Here is a 20,774-nt window from a genome sequence, read left to right on the forward strand (position 1 = left end):
CCTGGTGGACTCGGCATGCGGCAGGTAGGCGCTCATATCGACGGACAAAGTACGCACGGCCGGCTCGGGGTTTTCGAAGCCGACAACCGCCGCCCGCCACGACCAAGTGTCCGGCGCGCCCAGAGCGAAGGCTCTGATGCCCTTCGCCGGAAGCCACAAGATCAGGGCGACCTTCAAGCGTGCAAGTGCATCGCGATGATAATTGAAGCCGTTCAACCAAGTTTGCGATTGGTCTCCCGTGAATACCTCTTCCAAACCTCGCAACAAAATCGGTTGCCGGGGAGAGGCCAAATCGACAAGCCGAGATTCCCACTTGGAGAAATCACCGTCGGTGCTGGGATCCCAGTCGAACAAAATCGCGTGCGGCCACATCTGCATCAACCGTTCGATGGCGTAATTGCGCACGGTGAGGTCCTCGTATTCCGCGACGATCAAACGGAAACCGGAACCCTTGCCAACCAAACGATCCATTTGGCGAAGTGAACCTTTCCACGAGTCAGGCTCTTCGAAAGCGCACCACGATTCCGGCAGCGTCCGGCTCGGCTCTTTTTCGGCAGGGAGCGGATGTGTCTCGCTCGTTCTCCGGGCTTCATCCTCGGTCACGATTCGGTTCCTTCGGCCAGCTTGCGATAGTGACTGATGCGGCGTACGGCGGGGTGGGATCTGCGCCAGTAACTGTTGTATTCCAGCAACGCGAGGTTGTAGAGCATGTTGTTGATCCGTTCCGGTTCACATTCCGGCTCGTGTCCTTCGTCGATCTGATGCAGCGCCTGGTAATCCTGGGGGCCCAACCAGCGATCAAAATCGGCCGCCAACCGGTCCATGGCTTTTTCGACCGCCTCGTCATCGAACAGTTCGGTCTCGGTCAGGGAAAAAGTCGACGACATGAGCCGAATCAATTCGCGAGGGTTGCCACCGGAATAGCGTACCAGTTTGGCAAGGGTCTCTTCGCTGTCGAACAGGCTGATATCTGCCCGTCGCAACGCCATGTCCCGCAAAACCCGATAACCCGGCTCGAACAGATGGGTTTCATCGTCCTTTTCGTGAAGCTTCACCATCGGCAGCATGTGGGTCTTGAAGCGAGTCTGTAACTGATTGCCCGTGTGCAACAGGTGAATCGGGGCACAATAGAGAAAATTCCCCGCGATCAGTTGGAGCTGATTGGCATCTTCGATGAAAAATCGTTGCGCATCTTCGCCGTTCAGGCGATCGGTACCGTCGATGATGAACAACACTTTGTGGCCCAGCCCATCCTGATGGATGATCTTCTGGACTTCGGCGAGAAGCTTGTTGAAGTGGGCGGCGAAGTCCGTAAAACTGTTTTTGATGGCCTTGCGCAGTTCGGTCTTGTAGGTCGCATTCGACTTGAAACTGGCGGTCACTTTTGCGAACAGGCTCGCCAAAAAAGGGAGTCCTTGCTTCGCCTGGACACCGGCTTCGGTTTTCAGCTCGAAATCCTGGGTGTTGGTTTTACTTTTCACCCGCTCGTAAAACCAGTCTTTGAGCGGTTCGACGAGTGAATCTTCGATGGAGATGGACTCCTGTGCCAACTGGTGTAACAGTTCCCCCGCGGAGGCCATCAACACATCGGTATATTGTAAATTTTGGGGATCCAAACGCTCCAAGATATCGGTGAACACCACGAAAAACAAATCCTGACCGTGAAGACGGCCGGCCAGCTTGCGCAGTTCGGTGCTTTTTCCACAGCCGCGGTGCCCGCAAAGAACCAGGTATTGAGAATCGTGTGCGCCACGGAGTTTCCACGAGCCTTTATCGGAGACGCCCAATTCTCGCAGCATGGGACGCAACGAAAATTCCCCTCGCCCCTGGGTCAAGTCCAAATAGAGTTCATGTCCCTGGCCCAGGGCACGATCGTATTCCAAAAGCTTGGCCGTATCCCAGATGTCCTTTGGCGGTTCGAATGTCATGTGCGTTTACCTTTTACGATGAAACAAGATAGCGGACTTGATTCGGTAGTGATGGCTTCGGTTCATTTCATTCTGCCACATACTTGGATCGATCGCAGTCTGTTTCGCCTCCGTTCCCTCCGCGACCTCGGTTGCGGCAACCCGGTGTCACGCCGACCGAGATGGAAAACCGCCTACCAAGTCGGCATGCCGACATGCGTGTCGTATGAAAGGAGTCACTCGGACCCTCCGCGGAAGCCGATGCCCGCGTTCGGCACGTCGCAAGTCTTGGCTGGGCGCTGCTCGGGGTAGGGAAGTGGTCCGCCTTTACTGCCCCGTGGGCCGCTCAGGCCGTCAGTTTGTGGCGCAAAAAACCCAGGGCCGCCTTGAGCTCCAGGAAGACCTTGGTTCGGCCGTAGCTGGTCTCGCGAATGATCTGGTCGATGGTCGCGTCTTCGAAAAAGCGCAATTTGACGATCTTGGCCTGTACCGGGTCGATTTGCTCCAGCAGATCGAGCGCCCGTTGCAGCCCCAGGAGCTGCTCGGGACCCAGCGGCGGCGGCTTGACCTGGATCTGGTCGTTGACTTCCTCGCCCTCGAAGCGACCGCCGTGGCGCAATTGGTATTTCTCGTGATTGAGCAGCACCCACAACAGAATTTTTTTGGCCAGTGCGTAAAATTCCCGGCGATTCTGCCACGGTCGCTCCGGATCACCGCGGTATTCGCTCAGTTTCGGGAAGGCCTGGTGCAGCAGATCGGTGGTGCACATGTCGACCCCGCGACGATGGTCCGAAACGAACTCGCGCAACACTTTACGGGAAAGTTTGCGCAGCTCGTTGGCGACCGCGGGCCACAATTCGTCCATGCTGCCGGGTTCGCCATCCTGCCAACGAAGTAACAATTGGGTGATGTCGCGATTCAAATCCCCGGCAAAGGGAAACTGACGTTTGTTCAATGGGTGCTCCTCACTGATCTCGTCATATTTTTACATTTTTCGTCGGGAGCTGCCCAACTTGTTCTGCGTTTCCCGCGATTTCTCCCAGGCATCCGCACATCACCCGCAAAAGCCCGGCCCCGGGCAGATCGTTGGTTTTCGGCGCGGGGGCGGCCTGTGGTATTTTCATGGTGGCCCGTCCCTTTCCCCGTCGGTCAAGTACATGCATCGAACGCCGAAACATAGAGCAGCTCGGGTGTGTTTCGTGATCTTCCTGACCAACGCCGGGCCGTTTGGGTTTCACGCCTGGTTTATGATTCGAGGGATCTTTTGGGTTCGCGCATACATGACCTCGTTTTCGCTTTAGACGCGCTCCCGGCCAACAGCCACGTTCTTCAGCCACTCTGAAAAGTTCAACCCATTCCACGCATCGATCGTTTTCTTCGTGGGTCTCTCGCTCGCCGTCAGGATGTGTTCCGCTTCATGAATCTCCAACGTGAACGCCGTATTCTCGATCTTTTCAAACGTGCCCTGGTGTTGCCGGATTCGGAACGCGAGGCGTTCGTTCGCGATGCTTGTGGCGAGGACGAGGACCTCTGCCGCACCATTCTGGTTCGCCTTCAAAAAGCCGACGAGGTCATGAACACCTTCGGCGAATTGAGCGACGGCGGAACCCTCGCCGGCATGCGCGTCGGTCCCTATCAACTGTTGCGGCTCATCGGCGAGGGCGGCATGGGCGATGTCTATCTGGCCACCCGCCAGGGCGAGTTCTCTATGGAAGTGGCCGTCAAATTCCTCAAACGCGGCGTCGCCGACGATGTCATCAAGCGCTTCCAACGGGAACGCCAAATCATGGCCGATCTCTCCCACCCCAACATCGCGGCCCTGTTCGACGGCGGCAACACCAGCGGTGGACGGCCTTACTTCGTGATGGAGTATGTCGAAGGCATACCCATCGACGATTACTGCCGCAAACACGATTTGAATCTGCGCCAGCGCCTTCGGCTGTTCCGCAAGGTTTGCCGCGCCGTGAGTTTCGCCCACCGAAATCTGGTCATTCATCGGGACCTGAAGCCGGCAAACATCCTGGTGGACCGACACGGCGAACCCAAACTGCTGGATTTCGGAATCGCCGGGTGGCTCGACCCGTCTACGCGAGCCCAGGATACCGAGACGATACACGGCCATCGCGCCATGACCCTGGAGTATGCCTCGCCGGAACAGGTCAAGGGCGAGCGGTTGACCGCCGCCACCGACATCTATTCTCTGGGCGTCATCCTCTACGAGCTGCTGACCGAGACCCGCCCGCTCAAGATTCGCGACCTGCCGCTGGTCGAGGCCATGCGGCGGATTTGCGAGGAGCCCCCGCGGAAACCCAGTTCGCTGGTGTTTGCCTCCCAATCCGATGTGCCCGAAATGGATGTGGGCACCACCAGAGTCTCGCGCATGACCCACGTGCCCCGTTGGCGGCGTCACATCGCCGGTGATTTGGATACGATCGTGCTCATGGCCCTGCAAAAGGAGCCCAGCCAACGGTTTCCGTCCGTGGAGGCGCTCAGCGAAGAGATCTGGCGCTACCTCGAAGGTCTGCCGCTGCGGGTGCGACCCAAGAGTTGGCTCTACCGAACCACGAAGTTCGCCGGTCGTCACCGCACCGCACTGGGGGTCGCTTCCGGCTTTCTGGTTTTGGTGTTCGCCCTGTTGGTGACCCTTTGGTTTCAACAGATTCAATTGAAGAAGGAGCGCGATCGCGCCCACGTGGAGCGGGACCGCGCCCAGCAGGAACGCCAGGTTTCCGAAATCGCCACCAAATTCCTGAAGGGTGTTTTCGAGGCCGCCGATCCACGACTCGCGGAGGGCGAATCGATCACGGCCGACGATCTGCTGGCGGAAGGGTCGCTTCAAATTCGCGGTGCGCTGCAGGAGTATCCCGAAATACGCGCCAACCTGCTGGATACCCTGGCCGAAGTCCACATCAGCCAGGGCCTGTTTGCCGAGGCGCTCTCCTTTCTGAGCGAGTCCGAGGCGCTGCGAACCTCGCTGACGCCCGGCTCGTTGGAACTGGCCAAGGTCAAACACCTGAAGGCGCTCGTGCACCTGGAACTCGCCGACTATCCCGCCGCCGAAAAGGCCGTCAAGGAAGCGCTCACACTGCGCGAATCGGCACTCGGCAAGGTTCATCACCAGACCTACGAGAGCCTGTTCCTCATGGGGCGAATCACCTATGAAAAGGGGAATTACCGTCAGGCCGAACCGCTGTACCGGGAAGCGATCGAGGGCATGGCCAGGCTTCGCGAAGCCAGGGACCTCGAGGTCGACAAGGAAGCCCTGCTCAAGTTGGGCGCCGTGGCCGCGCCTCTCGAGAAACGGGACCGCGACCTGCTGTTCGCCGAAATGGCGGCCGAGTTCGCCAATTTCCTCTACGTGCGCGTCAAGTACCGTCAGGCCCTGGCCTATCAGCGCCGCGCACTGGAACTGTTCGAGGCATATTTACCGCCGCGCCACCCCGACATCGGCGATGCCCAACTTACGCTCGCCGGTATCCACGTGGCACAGGGTCGCCTGGAGGAAGGCAAATCGGTCTATCGCGACGTATTGGCGCTGCGCGAGAGAACCTATGGCGAAAACCACCCGCTGGTGGCGGATGCGCTCGGCGACCTGGCCGACCTGCAGATGATGATCGGCGAGTTCGACCAATCGCGGCAATCGATGGAGCGCGCCCTGCACATTCGCCGAACCCGATTGGGAGAGAACCATCCCAAGGTGTGGCTCAGCCGTCAATCGCTGGCGCGCTTGGCCCAGGTCGGCGGCGATTTCGAAACCGGGAGCCGCGAATTGAACCTGGTCCTCGAAGGCCAGCGCAAAGTGCTCGGTGCCTCGCATCCGGACATCGCCGAAACCCTGAATCTCCTGGGGATCATGACCTTCGAGCAGACGCGCTACCAGGAAGGCATCTCCTTTTTCCGCGAGTCGCTGGAAATGAAGCGCCAATTTTACGGCGACGAGCACCCCACCGTGGCAACCACCATGGACAACCTGGGCCTGCTCTACCAGGAACTCGATCGCTTGACCGAGTCCGAGCGCCTCCATCGCGACGCGCTGGAAATGCGCCGCCGCCTCCTGGGAGAGGACGATCTGGACATCGCCTACAGCCTGACGAGCCTGGCGATCGTGCAGCAAAAACGGGGGCAACCGAACGAGGCCGAACGGCTGGCACACCAGGCGGTGGGCATCTACCGCGGGGTTCTGGGCAACGACCATCCCGATCTCGCCAGCGGGCTGAACAATTGGGCCATGATGCTGCTGGACCTGAATCGCTTCGAGGAAGCGCTGCCCCTGCTGGAAGAGACGCTCACTATCGAGCGCAAAGTCTACGGCAGCGAACACCCCACGATCGCGATCACGCTCACCAACCTGGCCGGCGCCCTCGTCGATCTCAATCGCCTCGAAGAGGCCGAACAGCGGTATTTGGAGGCCCAGGGAACCCTCGTCCAAAACATGGGCCCGGACTATGGGGAACTACTCTACCCTCTGCGGGGCCTGGCCAAGTTGTATCTGGTGCAGGGCCGTGTCAAGGAGGCCGAGGTCACGGCACGCAAGGCCCATCGACTGGCACTCACCATTTTCGACAGGCACAACTTCCAGGCGGTCCGTTGCGAAAAGGTTCTGGGACTGGCCCTGGCGGCCCAGGGTCGCTATGCGGAGGCGGAACCCCTCCTGATTCATGCGGAGCAGGTGCTCGCGAGTCATCGCGGGATTCAAACCCGGTTGATTCGCGAGCTCTGGGTCACCCTGATTCGGGTTTGCGAGGACCTGGGTCACGAGGAACACGTCCGTCAGTTCAAGAATCTGCTCAACCAATGACCGACAGGGAGCCTCGGCCCCGGCTGGCGATCACTCCTCGGCGAGAATGGTCAACTCGGCCACACTGGTCCAGGGATTTCCGTTGATTTCTTCCAGGGCTTGGAGCGCGACCATGCGGCCGTCCATGGTTTCGAACCGAACGGTCTTTTCGGCACAGCATCCGTCGAATTCGCCCAGTGAGGAGTTCCCGCATTTTTTGAGAGTCGGCGCGGCAGTAGGTTGGGCTGCCAGCCCGACCAATCGAAGCAACTCAAGCAACGACAATCCATTGAGCCAAAGAGCGGAGCCCGATTTTCTCCCTCACGACCCCCATCGAAAGCCGTAATGTCCAAGGTCCCCGCATCGTGAGAGGGGCGTCGGGCCTGTAGGTGGAACAGCTTGTTCCACCAATCGAAGCAACCCAAGCAACGACAATCCCTTGAGCCAGAGAGCGGAGCCCGATTTTCTCCCTCACGACACCCATCGAAAGCCGTAATGTCCAAGGTCCCCGCATCGTGAGAGGGGCGTCGGGCCTGTAGGTGGAACAGCTTGTTCCACGAATCGAAGCGGCGTCCGTTTCGGTCAGGTATTGAGCCAAAGAGCGGAGCGATCCGTTCTCCCGTGCAGGTCAAAGCCGAGATTGAAACCCTCTCGATCGTATCGGTACATCGCGTCGGAGGAGCTTCGGCTGGTTGAGCAAGCTGCTCAACCTACGGGCTTTACGAAGCTTGGGAGCTTGAGGGGACCTCGTGCCGGTTGGCTTCGACGAGCAGCCGATCTTAGGGGAACGGATCCCCGACCCGAATCGGGTCGACCCATCGTAGAGCGTGATCCCGGAGTTCCCGCATCTCGAGAGGGCGGCAGGACCTGGAGATGGAACAGCTTGTTCCACCAATCGAAGCAACCCAAGCAACGACAATCCATTGCGCCAGAGAGCGGAGCCGATTTTCTCCCTCACGACCCCCATCGAAAGCCGTAAGGTCCAAGGTCCCCGCATCGTGAGAGGGGCGTCGGGCCTGTAGGTTGGGCTGCCAGCCCGACGCTTCGAAGCAACCCAAGCAACGACAATCCATTGAGCCAAAGAGCGAAGCCGATTTTCTCCCTCACGACCCCAATCGAAAGCCGTAAGGTCCAAGGTCCCCGCATCGTGAGAGGGGCGTCGGGCCTGTAGGTGGAACAGCTTGTTCCACCAATCGAAGCGGCGTCCGTTTCGGTCAGGTATTGAGCCAAAGAGCGGAGCGATCCGTTCTCCGGTGCAGGTCAAAGCCGAGATTGAAACCCTCTCGATCGTATCGGTACATCGCGTCGGAGGAGCTTCGGCTGGTTGAGCAAGCTGCTCAACCTACAGGCTTTACGAAACTTGGGAGCTTGAGGGAACCTCGTACCGGTTGGCTTCGACGAGCAGCCGATCTTAGGGGAACGGATCCCCGACCCGAATCGGGTCGACCCATCGTAGAGCGTGATCCGGGAGTTCCCGCATCTCGAGAGGGCGTCGGGCCTGTAGGTGGAACAGCTTGTTCCACCAATCGAAGCAGCGTCCGTTTCGGTCAGGTATTGAGCCAGAGAGCGGAGCCCGAATTTCTCCCTCATGACCCCCATCGAAAGCCGTAATGTCCCACGCCACATGCCATCGACGCGACCTAGCATTGATCCAAATCGATCATCGAGAGCTCCAGAAGCTCGACTTATCAGCTTCGCTCTTGTACCACTTGATCTTGCGTAGCCTGAATCGCTTCGAAGCGTCGGGCTGGCAGCCCAACCTACAGGCGCGACGCCCCTCTCACGATGCGGGGAATTTGGACTTTTCGGCTTTCGATTGGGGTCGTGAGGAAAATGATCGGCTTCGCTCTCCGGCGCAATGGATTGCTGTTGCTTGGGTTGCTTCGAAGCGTCGGCCCAGCGGGCCAACCTACAGGCCTGACGCCCATCTCGTGAAGCGGGAACTGTGGACTTTGCGACTTCGTTGACGCATGGCGAGGGAAAGTATCGGCTTCGCTCTTTGGTGTAACTCTCTTCTGTGATAGACGAAAAAAACCACCGGCGGAACGACGGTGGGCCGTTCTGCCGGTGGTTTTGGATGCCTTCGCGGAAAGGCTGAATTCAGTGCGCCAAATCAGCGTGCCGCGTTGCTGTTCATGTTGCTGTTACGCGAAGAGTCCTTGACCTGGGCCGGGTCCCGCATCTCGATGTGACACCAACCGGTCTTGTGGCCCATGTTGTTGGCGCCCGAGAGCTGGCCGGCCCATTTCTCGGTCGTGCCGTCCTCGGGATCGTCCAGCACGAACTCGGCCGCGATATGGCAAAAGTCCCACCGCCACCAGACGTCCTTCTCGGAGGTGGTGTGGTAGTAGACTTTTTGCCGCGCCCAAGAGGGAATGCCCGACAGCCACTGGGATGCGCCGTCGTACGTCATGTCCTCGTTGGTGCCGCAGGAAATGCCGAAGATGTCGCCGATCGCCGCGATGAGACCGGCCAAAACCGTACCCTGGTAGGGCGTGCCGACCGATTGAATCAGTCGATTGCCGGTGGCGTTGTCCAACCCGCTCCAATAATAGGTATAGAGATGGAGCGCGGCCGCCCCGCCCTGGCTATGGGCCACCACCCCGAACGAATCCAGGTTGGAACCCTGCTGGGCGATCAATTGGGCGAAGGTGTCGTGGCTGCGGTTTTTGTTGGGGTCGGAGAAGACCTGATAGTTGCTGAAATGGTTGGTCGGCCAGGTGCCGCCTCCCGAGCAGAAACCGTGAACCAGCATCAGTTTGCTGCCGGCTTTGTTGCGAAGATCCCGCACCGGGCGCGGGCCCATCAGCATTTCTTCGTCGACCGTCTTGAAAACCGGCAGGGTGTGTTCGGGAATCGCCGGCATCTGGACGGGGATTCCCGCCTGCTTCTCGATCAGGGCGATGTAGGTGGTGCTGTCCTCGACTCGAAGGTTGCGCAGTTCCAGATTGCCGTGAACTCCGGCTCGGCTCAGCCAGCGCGTATCCAGGCCCAGATTCAGGAAGCCATCCTCGACGCGCGCCATGCCGCCCAGCCAGGCGACACCCTTGTAGGGGCCGGTGGCGTCCTTGCCCCAGAGCTCCGCATAGACGCGATAGGAACCGCCGGTTTCCATTTCGTCCACGGGAATCTGCAGGTTCACGCGTTTGGAAGACACCGGGCTGGCTTCCACCAGGGGCTCGCGCAGATCCAAATTGGGGAGCAGGACCTCGATCGCGTCCATGGTCGAGCGGACCCATTGCCGCCCTTGGCCGTCGGTGCCGCGAGCCACGATGTGGGCAACGTAGCGACCCGGCTCTTCGGGCGTGAAGCGCAGCGAGAACTGGCGATCTTCGGCCAGCGCGTCGCCATCGGATCCGTCGTCGCGCATCGTCAGCCTGTGGATCTCGCCGGCAGGCGATTGCAATTCCACCAGAACCTCGTCCAAGCGATGGGAGAGAGACTTTTCGTAAGAATCGCGATCTTCGTAACGCTGGGTCACCTGGCAATGAAGCGTCAGCGGGGTGCCGACCAACTGGCGACGATGCCCCAGGTGGGTATAGATCGCCGCATCGGCCTCGTCGGCGATCACCAGGAATCCGTCACTGAAGGCGAGCGGATCCACGCCGCCGTGTTTGGCCTGAATCGAAATCGACCAATCACCGCGGGGCATCTGGTCGACCCGGTAGAAGGAGCCCGGAAGATCGTTGTTCAGCACCGAAATGGACGTGTGCTCCTGGAGCTGGGCGAGATCCTCGATGGGATAGGCGCGCTTGCCGTTGGGGGCGCGTAACTGGAGCTGCCAGGGTTCGCCTTGGTTGAGGACCAGCAGGTGAACGGGACCGTCGATCGCGATCGGGACCCGAGCGCGCCAGGTCAAAGTGCCCGGATCGGTCTTGCTCGGCTCCAGCCGCACCGGCAGCAGGGCCGAATGGGCGCGTGTACCCGCATCGGCGGGGTCGATCGACTTCATGGTCGAGAACGCTTCGGGCGGCCCGGCAAGCTGTTTCGGTTGAGGGTAAGCGGCGAGAAGGGGAAGGGCGAACATCAAGGACATGGTCAGGACGGAGGCAAGGGTAGAGGGGCGGGCGCGAGAAACGAGCCTACCGATTAGTTCAGGAACCATACTGTCTCTCCTCGAGACGTGCCGTCCGAGGTGGCATCACTTTGGAAACAGGACCCCGATGGAAAATTGAAAAATGAGAATATAGAGAGGATATGTCCGGTCGTGAAAGACCGGGGGCCACCGGGGCGCCAGCCGGTCGGGAAGGCACGGTGGAATGTGAAATTTAAATGGCCAAACAATGAATGTGTGCTCATTGTAACCAAAAAGAAAATAACCGGTAAATAAAAAACGAAAATATGTTGCCGGAAAATCGCCGCGTCGATCCGCATCCCCTGAAAATTTGCGCCACCTTTCCCGGAAACCCGCTGCTGATTTCCCGATTGACCTCCGGTCATCACCTGCGCGATCCCGCCTTGGAGCCCAAGCGAAGTGGGGCCTCCCAAATTCTCTGAATTCCGGATTGACCCCTTTCGCGACCGGCGCACGGTAGAATGGGGCATGGCGATGTGGCACACGGCAACGGGGGCGCTCGGATGACGGATCTGGATCTCAAGGTGACGCGCAAGGGGAGAGGCGCCCTCACCAATCGCGAGGGACGCTTCGAAAAAGCCCAGTCCCAGGCCTTCGACGACGGTTGGGGTACGCTCGAAGATCACCTGGCCGAATTGCCGCCCATCAAGACGACCGTATCCGAGGATGCCACCCGGTCCATCGTGACCCGCAATCAATCGCCCGATATCCCGTTCGAGCAGAGCATCAATCCCTACCGCGGTTGCGAACACGGCTGCATTTACTGCTACGCCAGGCCGACGCACGCCTATTGGGGGCTCTCACCCGGGTTGGATTTCGAGACGCGCCTGTTCAAAAAGACCAATGCCGCCGAGTTGCTGGAGAAGGAGCTGCGGCGCAAGTCCTACGAGCCCAAGCCCATCACGGTCGGGGCCAACACCGACCCCTACCAGCCGGTCGAACGGGAACATCGCGTCACCCGCGAGGTGCTCACCGTGTTGTCGCGGTTCCAGCACCCCGTGGCGCTGATCACCAAGTCGGCCCTGGTGTTGCGCGATCTGGACCTGCTGGCGCCCATGGCCGAAAAGGGCCTTGCCCAGGTGTTCGTGTCGGTGACGACGTTGCGGCCTGAGCTGGCGCGGATCATGGAGCCCCGAGCCGCGGCGCCCCATCGTCGCTTGGAAACCCTTCGCGCGCTTTCCGAGGCCGGCATTCCCACGGGCGTCATGAGTGCGCCCATGATTCCGGCGCTCAACGATCACGAGTTGGAAGCCATCTTGACCGCCGGTGCCGAGGCCGGCGCCGCCTACGGCGGTTACGTGTTCCTGCGCCTGCCGCTGGAGCTTCGCGAGCTGTTTCGCGAGTGGCTCGAAACCCATTTTCCCGATCGCGCCGAACACGTGATGAGTTTGATCAAGCAGAGCCGTGGCGGTAAGGAGTACCAGGCCGAATTCGGCAAACGGATGCGGGGTACCGGTCATTTCGCGCATTTGTTGAGTCAACGGTTTCGCCTGGTCGCACAAAAGCTCAATCTCAACAAGAGCCGCAACAAGCTGCGCACGGACCTGTTCAAGCCACCGCCGCGCGCGGGCGATCAACTGTCGTTGTTCGAGGAGCCCTGAACCACCGCGAAGCTGGAGTACCGAACCCGGTCGGGTTATCATTCGAGTCATTCCCGCGGCATCGCAGACGCGTCGAAGCGGGAATCAATCGGGAACCCAGCGGACAGACGATGTGCATCATTTTTCTGGCATACCAACACTTCCCACGGCTGCCACTGGTCTTGGTGGCCAATCGCGATGAATTCTACGGCCGTCCGGCACTGCCGCTGGCGTTCTGGGAAGACGAACACCAGATCTTGGCGGGCCGCGACGGAACCGCGGGCGGATCCTGGCTGGGCGTGAACCGCTCCGGTCGAGTCGCGGCCATCACCAATATCCGCAACCCTGCCGAACGCAAGATTTTCGCGCCGTCGCGCGGGCTTCTGGTGCGCGATTTCCTGCGAGGCCACACCGGCGAGCGGGAATTCATGAATCTCCTGCTCGAGAAGGGCGGCGACTACAACGGGTTCAACCTGATTTTCGGAACGGTTTCGCGTCTGTACTGCTACGACAACCGCACCAACCGCATCGAGGCTCTCGGGGCCGGCATTCACGGGCTGAGCAACGACGTGATCAACACGCCCTGGCCGAAGGTAGCCAAAGGGAAGCGCTTCCTGGACGGGCTTTCCATGGATGCCGACGAATGGTCCGTCGACCGGCTTTTCGAACTGCTGGGCGACCGCGAGCAACCCGACCCCGCATCGTTGCCCGATACCGGCATCGGGCCCGAGTGGGAGCGCCTGCTGTCGCCGATTTTCATCGTCAGCCCCATCTACGGTAGCCGCTGCGGAACCGTGTTGACCCTGGATACGGAAGGTGGCGTGTACATGGAAGAGCGGACCTATTTCAGGAAACCGGACAGCTACCAGGCACACCGGTTTCAATTCACGCTCGGTACCTGAAGGATCGTTTCGGGCGAGGTGCCCGGCGGCGAACCGCCGGGCCGCAGACAGCTAGAGCCTATCCAGAAACAGGGTTTTCCTGAAAATGTACCTCTGCATCTGCAGGGTCGCCAATTCCAACGGGTACCAGCATTCAGGCGTCAGCCAATCAACTTGAAACAATGATCTTGCTGTGACCTGGCGCCTGATGCCGGATACCGTGCCCATCCAGCCAAACCATTTTGGAAATCACGATCTTCCCGATTCCGGATGGGCACGAGCCAGATCTCGATCGATTACTGGCAGGCCGTCAGGGCGTGAACGAAGTCCAGGACATTGACGATGTTGTTGGAGTCGTAGTCGTAGCCCTGGCCGACGCCCTCGTTGCGCCAGTAGCTGTACATGTCGGCGGCCACGCCGTCGGTGATGGTTACCGTGACCTGGGCCTGCGCGGTGCAGCCGTTGCCGTCGGTGATGGTGACGGTGTAGGTGGTGGTCTCGGTGGGCGCGGCGGTGGGATTGGCCACGGTCGGATCGCTCAGGCCGTCGGTCGGTTGCCAGGAGTAGCTGTAGTTGCCCGCGCCGCCGGAACCGCCGGCGGAGAGTTCCGTGTCGCTGCCGAGGCATACGGCCACGTCCGAACCCGCATCGACCGCGACGTCGCTGCCGTCACAGTTGTTGTTGACGATGGTGTACAGATCGGTGCGGTAACTTTCCAGGGTGCAGCGCATGCGACGGATCTGTTCGGTGGTGAATTCCCACATGCAGGGGTCGTAGGAATAGTTCATGTAGTTGTGAATGGGCTTGAGTTCGCCACAATCGTTTTCGGTATCGTTGCAGGAACTGAAATTGGGGCTGAGCTCGGCGTTGGTGTCGCAAATGAGGTCGCCGTCGCTGTAGCAGTTGGGCGTGCCCTGGCTGGGGCAGCCACCGCTGTTGGTGAAGGTGTGTTCCAAACCGAGGAAGTGCCCGACTTCGTGGGTCGCGGTGCGGCCCAGGTCGAAATTGGTGTGGTTGCCCGTGTTGGCGGCGAAGTAGGTGTGGCCGATGACGACGCGATCGGCGTTGGTCCCCACCAGGGAGCCGTTGGCGTTGGCGGGCAGGAAGGGGACGTAACCCAGGGAACCGTCACCGGAGTTGGTGTAGATGTTCATGTAGCGCGAGGGGTCCCATGCCAGATCGTTGTAGTAGCCGCCGTTGTCGTTGTACCAAGACGTGTTGCAGGAGCGGGTGATACCGGTGGTCGGATTGCCGTCCGGGTCGGTCGTCGCCAGAACGAACTGGATCTTGGCGTCACTGCCCGGCTCGCCACTGGAACCCTTGATGGCTTGGAAATCTTCGTTCAGGACCTGGATTTGATTGTGGACCAGGTCGTCGCTGAGCGAGCCGACGTTGCAATTGTCGTCCATGATGATGTGGACCACCACCGTGATCTGGTAGCTCGCCGCCGGATCGTAGGCCTCTGTGGGGTTGGTCAGGTTGTCGCTGCAATCGGAGGGATCGAAACGCGACTCACCGTAGCGCTCGATGAGCTCCTCTCGCGTCGGGGTCCCGCAACGGCGCAGGTCGCCCTCTCCGAATGCCTCTTGTGCCTGCACCGCGGGAAACCACAGTACGAGGCAAACGACAGACCAAAAAAATCTCGAGTTCACATGTTCCTCCTGGAAAATTGGGCGGCCAATGTAACCGACCGAAAAGAAAAAACGCATTGTACCGAAGCAAATTGAAGGGGACATCAAGCCATGGATCCATGTAACGAAGGTTTGATTCAAAAACATCGATCGGAAAAAAGTTCCGTGGAACCTTACGCAAACGAAAGTACCCGGTGATCATCCCATTCCTTATAAGTCAGGAATTCTCACGCGGAACGGCCGGTTTCGCGTTTTGTCAGAAACCTCACGCTTTTCCGGAAAAATTCAAAAAAGATTTCGCCACTAACAATACTATCCTCGTGAATCGAGGTGAGACAGAGGCCATATTTTACTTGGTAGCCTAAGTATTCTACAAGTAGATCTCACGGGGATCATTCGCCGGTAGCAAGCCGATCTCCCCTAAAGTATAATGGATCCAATTCCTACTTGGCTGATCGGTTTTTCTCTCAAGGTGCCCCATGGCGTACTTGGCGGGCGGGGTAGGGGCGTGGTCAAATCTGGCGCACTCCCGCGAGAAGCGTCGTGATTGGTTCAAGAACGGGTGGAAGCCTTTGAATTTCTTGAGATTACACTGGAAGTATCTATCCTGTGGGATCGGTCTGCTACTTCTTTCTACGGGCTTCCTCCACGGCCAAAAAAGCCAGATCAGCTTCCAGCAGTGGAATCGGACCAGCGGTCTGTCCCAGGGTTCGGTGTACGACATCCTTCAGGACGAAACCGGCTTCATTTGGATCGCCACGCAGGACGGATTGAATCGGTTCGACGGTTACGAGTTCGAGATTCTGCGCCACAATCCCCGAGATCCCGACAGCCTGTCGGGCAACCACATCGTCCGCCTGTACCAGGATCGCAAGGGCGAGTTGTGGGTCGGCACGTGGGATTCGGGCCTGAACCACCTGCGCCTCCAGGAAAATCAGGTCACCCACTACCGCGTCGGCATGGAAGGCGTGGGCTTGGATCACGACCGCATTCGCGCCGTCGAGGGCGACAGTACGGGCCGGTTGTGGATCGGCACCGAAAAGGGCCTGAACCTGTTCGATCGCGAGCGGAATCGCTGGAAAAACTTTCGCGAGGCTTTCGCCAATCCCGCACCTTCGGAAGCGCTGGCCTCGAACGAGGAGCGATCGGCCCTGTCCCTGGATGGCCGGGTCCGCAGCCTGCTGATCGACGGCCGTGACCGGGCCTGGGTGGGGACGGGTGCCGGGTTGGATCGCATCGAAATCGATGCCGAATGGCCGGAAACCCTATCGCCTCGGAGCATTCAGCGAATCGCCCTGCCAGGAGAGGCCCATGGCCGGATCACGGTCACCGGCCTGGTCCGCGATCACCGCGGCACCTTGTGGATCGGTACCAGCGTGGGTCTTTTTCGCATCTTGCAGGCCGAGGAGGGGGCCACCACCGCGACCGCCGTCCCTCTGGCCAATCACCGCAAGACCGCCGACGAGCCCCTTTTCATCACTTCGCTCACCCTGGAGAGCATGGGTGACGAACTCCTCTGGATCGGCACCCGAGAGGGGCTCATTCGCTACAACCCCAATTCCGAGCAGGTCTACGTACACGGCTACCGACCCAACGACCTTCACGGCCTGGGTCACCCCCACGTGCGTGCGCTGCTGCTCGATCGGATCGGCAACCTGTGGGTCGGCACCGAGTCGGGCCTGAACGTCTTCGCGCGCCAATCGCGCCGCTTCGTCAGTTATCGCCACGCACCCGACAACCCCAATTCGCTTTCCAATTCCACGGTGTGGTGCTTCCTGGAGGACCGGCCCGGGTACCTGTGGGTCGGCACCTCTCACGGGCTCAATCTGTACGACCTCTTCACCGACCGCGTGGTCCAGTTCCAGGCCGATCCCAAGAACCCCAAGTCCCTTTCCGACAGTCGCGTCTACAGCCTGCTCAAGGACGACCAGGATCGCCTTTGGGTCGGGACCCATCGCGGGCTGAGCCTGCGCGATACCGAGGATTCCGGATTCGCGCGGTTCCGTCACGAGCCCGAAAACCCCGCCAGCCTGGCCAACAACGTCGTGTTCGTGCTGCTGCAGGACAGCCGTCGCGACATCTGGGTGGGCACCATGAGGGGGTTGCACCGCTGGATTCCGGAACAGCGCGCCTTCGAGCGCTTTCAGCACGATCCCGACAACGAGTTGAGCCTCAGCGGCAGCGAAATCATGGCCGCGCTGGAAGACCGCCCCAGTCGCCTGTGGGTCGGCACCACCCGCGGACTCAACCGCTTCGACACCGAGACCGGTCGCAGCCGCCGGTACCTGCAGGATCCGGGGAATCCCTACAGCCTGAGCAATCACAACATCCTTTCGCTGGCCAAGGCATCCGACGGCACCTTGTGGGTCGGGACCAAGGCCGGACTCAACGCCCTGGAGGACGCCCAGCAGGGGCGGTTTCGCGTGTTCGGCATCCCCCAGGGATTTCCCAGCGAGACCATTTACGGCATCGTGGAAGATGGCCGCGGCATGATTTGGACCAGCACCAACAACGGGCTGGTGAGGCTGGATCCGCGGAGCCAGGAAATCCAGACCTTCGACATCTACGATGGGCTGCAGGGCAACGAATTCAACTTCGGCGCCTGTTACCGCAATACCAGCGGCAGTCTTTTTTTCGGAGGCCCGAACGGCTTCAACATGATCGCCACCAACCGCCTGAAGGACGACGTGCCGCCCCAGCCGGTGGTGCTCACCCACTTGCGCCTGGACAATCAACGAACGACCGGTTTTTTCTCGGGACAGGCTTCGGAGCACACCATCGCACCACTTTATCTCTTGGATCAATTGGTGTTATCCGATCAGCCGCCGGTCATCGGTTTCGATTTCACCGCTCTCTACTATTCCGGCACACCCAAAATCCGCTATGCCTACAAGATGGAAGGGTTCGACGAGGCGTGGATCGAAACCAACGGCGACCGTCGCACCGCGACCTACACCCGACTGCCCCCCGGCGAATACCGATTCCAGGTGAAATCGACCGATTGGAACGGTGCCTGGGGCGAGCCCACCCACCTGGCGATCCACTTGCGACCACCGTGGTGGCGCACGCTTTGGGCGATGAGCCTGTTCGCAGTCCTGGTGGTCGGCATGGCGATCTTCGGCGTCCAGCGGGTGCGGGCCCGCCTGTTGAGCGAGCGCCACGCGCTGCAACGGTTGAGTGAGATGGATCGCCTCAAGGACCAGTTCCTGGCCAATACCTCCCACGAGTTGCGTACGCCCCTGAACGGGATCATCGGCCTGACCGAATCCCTGCTCGACGGGGCCGCGGGTGCCGTGACGCCCCGCATGAAAACCGATCTGAAAATGATCGTCTCCAGCGGGCACCGGCTGGCTCGGCTCGTCGACGACATCCTCGACTACGCCAAATTGAAGCGGCACGATTTGGATCTGAACCTGATCCCCAATTCGGTCAAACAAACCGTCGATCAGGTGTTTTCCATCAGCAAGGGCCTCATCGGCAAGAAACCGCTCGAGCTGATCAACATGGTGCCCGAGGACTTTCCCGTGGTGCTGGCGGACCCCAACCGGTTGCAGCAGATCCTCTACAACCTCATCGGCAATGCGATCAAGTTCACCGACCAGGGGACCGTCGCCGTCAACGCCAGCATGGAAGGGGACCAGGCCAGCATCACCGTCGCCGATACCGGCTGTGGGATTCCCGAATCCCAGGTGGTCTCCATTTTCGAGTCGTTTCACCAGGCCGACGGCCACACGGCGCGCGTGCATACCGGCACCGGAATCGGGTTGGCGGTCACCAAGCAACTGGTCGAACTGCACGGCGGCAGGATTTGGGTGCATACCAAGCAGGGCACCGGTTCGACCTTCTTTTTCACGTTGCCTTTCGCCCAGGATACGGGCAACGCCGAAGCCTTCTTTCAGACCGGCGACCTGGCGGACGCCCATTCGCCACTGGCCGATCGCCTGCCTGCCAAAACCACCCAATCGTTCGGGACCCAAACCCTCAAGCTGCACAGCCCCATGCTGCCCGGCAGCCCCAACATCCTGCTGGTCGACGACGATCCGGTCAACCGCAAGGTGCTGGCCAACCACCTCTCGCTGCGCAACTACAACCTGGTCGAAGCCGTCGACGGCAAGCAGGCCATCTCCGTTCTCGCCGATCGCAGCGACGTCCATCTGGTGCTTCTGGACATCATGATGCCCGATCTGTCCGGATACGAGGTGTGTACCCGCATTCGCGAGCAGTATTCCATGCAGGAGCTGCCCATCATTTTCCTCACCGCCAAGAACCGTTCGGAAGACATGGTTCGCGCGTTCAAAGTGGGCGGCAACGACTTTCTCTCGAAACCGGTGTCGAAACCCGAACTTTTGGCACGGATTCGAACCCATTTGGATCTGATGTATGTCAACCGCAACCTCGAGAGCCTGGTGCGTGCGCGCACCGAAGAGCTCCAAAGCCGCAACTACGCCCTCGACCAGAAATACCGCGAAATGGAGACCTTGAACCAGATTGTCCAGGCCATCAACCGCGAAATCGAATTCGAGCGCGTGCTGGAAACGCTGCTCCATCAAATTACCAGCCTGTTCTCGCAAGCCGACCGGGCCTTTTGTTTCGTGTTCGATCGCATGAAGAAAACTTTCATGGTTCCGGCGGCGATCGGCTACCCGGACTCGGTCTTCCATTTCGAGCGCAGCGAGGAACAGCTCCGGGCGCTGCTCCAGGCCCACCGGCGCGAGTGGCAGGAAGGCTTGTTCACCAAGACCGAGTTGGATGTCGCCCAATGGGAAGAAACCGGCTGGGCGTTCACCCAACCCGTCGGTCTCCTGGCGATGGTGTTGCGGCTGGAAGATCAATTGGCGGGCGTGATCGTCTTGGAGACCCTGACTCCGGAGCTAGCCTTTGGCGATGAAGATCTCGAGAAGTTCGAGCTGTTCCGCGACCACATCATTACCGCCTTGATTCGGGCGCGCACCATGACCGACCTCATGAACGCCCAGAACGCGTTGGTCAAGACCGCCCACCAGGCCGGCATGGCCGAAATCGCCAGTTACGTGCTGCACAACATGGGCAACAGCCTCAACAGCCTGGGCATCAGTTGCCAGCTCATTCAGGAACATGCAACCAAGCGCAAGTGGTTGGAAATGCTCGAAAAGTTGGGTGATTTGCTGACCAGCGAAGAGGACCGCCTGTCCGAATTCATCGTCGAGGATCCACGTGGCGCCAAGATTCCCCAGGCCGTGCGCACCATCGCCTCGGCCATGCGCGAGCACTTGGCCCTGCTGGATCACGAGGCCGGCCAATTGAACGACCAGGTCTCCACGACCCTGGCCATTCTTCAGCAGCAATGGCAGCACTCGCGCGGCGAAGTCTTGCGCGAACAGGTCGACATCAACGAACTGCTGGAAGAGGCGCTCGGTTTGGATTGGTATTTGATCCAAAAGCACATGATCAAGGTGGAGCGGGATTTACAGCCGGTGGTGGAGATCTCGCTCGAGCGGGCCAAGGTGTTGCGCACCTTCCTGTGTTTGTTGGAAAACGCTCGGGAATCGGTCATGGAACAGGTGGCCGAGGGCAAGGGATGGATTCGCGTCGCGACCCAGATGGAGCCCGATCGGGTGGTGCTCACGCTTTCCGACAACGGCAGCGGCATCGAGCCGGAGGTTCGCCAGCGGGTGTTCAACCAGGGGTTTTCCACCAAGCCGGGTCGCCATGGGTTCGGGCTGCACTATGCGGCGGCGACCATGGACGAGAGCGGCGGCGAGATCGAGGTGGAGAGCGACGGCACCGGCACGGGCTGTCTCGTTCGCCTCAAATTTCCGCTCGAGCCGCCCAAGCGGAAGGTGAAATATCCGGCATCCGCGTCGCAGACCGCCACCGAGGGTTGAGCGCTCCGAAGTCCCCGCATCCAAGGAGGAGTGCCATGTCGGTAGGTTGGGCAGGGGTG

The 20,774-nt window shown here is 60.1% G+C and carries 10 protein-coding genes; 5 read left to right on the plus strand and 5 right to left on the minus strand.

The window, feature by feature from the left end:
• Positions 1–15: 15 nt before the first annotated feature.
• Positions 16–483, plus strand: a complete 468-nt coding sequence (locus J3U87_RS26805) for a hypothetical protein (protein WP_237378863.1) — start codon at positions 16–18, stop codon at positions 481–483.
• 116 nt (positions 484–599) lie between these two features.
• Here J3U87_RS26805 and J3U87_RS26810 read toward each other — a convergent pair whose 3' ends face one another.
• Both J3U87_RS26810 and J3U87_RS26815 read right to left on the minus strand, forming a co-directional pair.
• Positions 600–1,928: a hypothetical protein gene (locus tag J3U87_RS26810; protein WP_237378864.1), complete on the minus strand. Its 1,329-nt coding sequence runs from the start codon at positions 1,926–1,928 to the stop codon at positions 600–602.
• Positions 1,929–2,253: 325 nt separating this feature from the next.
• A complete protein-coding gene (locus tag J3U87_RS26815; RefSeq protein WP_237378865.1) occupies positions 2,254–2,862 on the minus strand; it encodes an ECF-type sigma factor in 609 nt (202 codons plus the stop codon).
• A 462-nt stretch (positions 2,863–3,324) separates the two neighbouring features.
• Between J3U87_RS26815 and J3U87_RS26820 the strand changes: the two genes are divergently transcribed.
• A complete protein-coding gene (locus J3U87_RS26820) occupies positions 3,325–6,705 on the plus strand; it encodes a serine/threonine-protein kinase (RefSeq protein ID WP_237378866.1) in 3,381 nt (1,126 codons plus the stop codon).
• 30 nt (positions 6,706–6,735) lie between these two features.
• Here the strand turns inward: J3U87_RS26820 and J3U87_RS26825 are convergent, their stop codons facing one another.
• Together J3U87_RS26825 and J3U87_RS26830 are read right to left on the minus strand one after the other, a co-directional pair.
• On the minus strand, positions 6,736–6,963 hold the full coding sequence (locus tag J3U87_RS26825; protein WP_237378867.1) for a hypothetical protein: 228 nt from the start codon (positions 6,961–6,963) through the stop codon (positions 6,736–6,738).
• 1,834 nt (positions 6,964–8,797) lie between these two features.
• On the minus strand, positions 8,798–10,789 hold the full coding sequence (locus J3U87_RS26830; protein WP_237378868.1) for a choice-of-anchor X domain-containing protein: 1,992 nt from the start codon (positions 10,787–10,789) through the stop codon (positions 8,798–8,800).
• 473 nt (positions 10,790–11,262) lie between these two features.
• Here J3U87_RS26830 and J3U87_RS26835 point away from each other — a divergent pair, with 473 nt between their 5' ends.
• The gene (locus J3U87_RS26835) at positions 11,263–12,360 is read left to right on the plus strand and encodes a PA0069 family radical SAM protein (RefSeq protein WP_237378869.1); all 1,098 of its coding nucleotides are present in this window, start codon (positions 11,263–11,265) and stop codon (positions 12,358–12,360) included.
• A gap of 110 nt (positions 12,361–12,470) precedes the next feature.
• Positions 12,471–13,241 (plus strand): NRDE family protein, encoded by a 771-nt coding sequence (locus J3U87_RS26840; protein WP_237378870.1) that lies wholly within the window; start codon positions 12,471–12,473, stop codon positions 13,239–13,241.
• A 275-nt stretch (positions 13,242–13,516) separates the two neighbouring features.
• Here J3U87_RS26840 and J3U87_RS26845 read toward each other — a convergent pair whose 3' ends face one another.
• Positions 13,517–14,872 carry a M43 family zinc metalloprotease gene (locus J3U87_RS26845; protein ID WP_237378871.1) on the minus strand — a complete coding sequence of 452 codons (1,356 nt, stop codon included), beginning with the start codon at positions 14,870–14,872 and terminating at the stop codon, positions 13,517–13,519.
• 551 nt (positions 14,873–15,423) lie between these two features.
• Here J3U87_RS26845 and J3U87_RS26850 point away from each other — a divergent pair.
• On the plus strand, positions 15,424–20,715 hold the full coding sequence (locus J3U87_RS26850) for a two-component regulator propeller domain-containing protein (RefSeq protein ID WP_237378872.1): 5,292 nt from the start codon (positions 15,424–15,426) through the stop codon (positions 20,713–20,715).
• Positions 20,716–20,774: the final 59 nt, after the last annotated feature.

It is taken from the genome of Sulfidibacter corallicola (genome assembly GCF_017498545.1).
Lineage (GTDB): Bacteria > Acidobacteriota > Holophagae > Acanthopleuribacterales > Acanthopleuribacteraceae > Sulfidibacter > Sulfidibacter corallicola.

What these genes read in the sequence shown, in the direction of transcription:
- J3U87_RS26830 (WP_237378868.1), bottom strand. Translation starts at nt 10,789, where the DNA reads ATGGTTCCTGAACTAATCGGTAGGCTCGTTTCTCGCGCCCGCCCCTCT.
- J3U87_RS26840 (WP_237378870.1), top strand. Translation starts at nt 12,471, where the DNA reads ATGTGCATCATTTTTCTGGCATACCAACACTTCCCACGGCTGCCACTG.
- J3U87_RS26820 (WP_237378866.1), top strand. Translation starts at nt 3,325, where the DNA reads ATGAATCTCCAACGTGAACGCCGTATTCTCGATCTTTTCAAACGTGCC.
- J3U87_RS26810 (WP_237378864.1), bottom strand. Translation starts at nt 1,928, where the DNA reads ATGACATTCGAACCGCCAAAGGACATCTGGGATACGGCCAAGCTTTTG.
- J3U87_RS26835 (WP_237378869.1), top strand. Translation starts at nt 11,263, where the DNA reads ATGACGGATCTGGATCTCAAGGTGACGCGCAAGGGGAGAGGCGCCCTC.
- J3U87_RS26805 (WP_237378863.1), top strand. Translation starts at nt 16, where the DNA reads ATGCGGCAGGTAGGCGCTCATATCGACGGACAAAGTACGCACGGCCGG.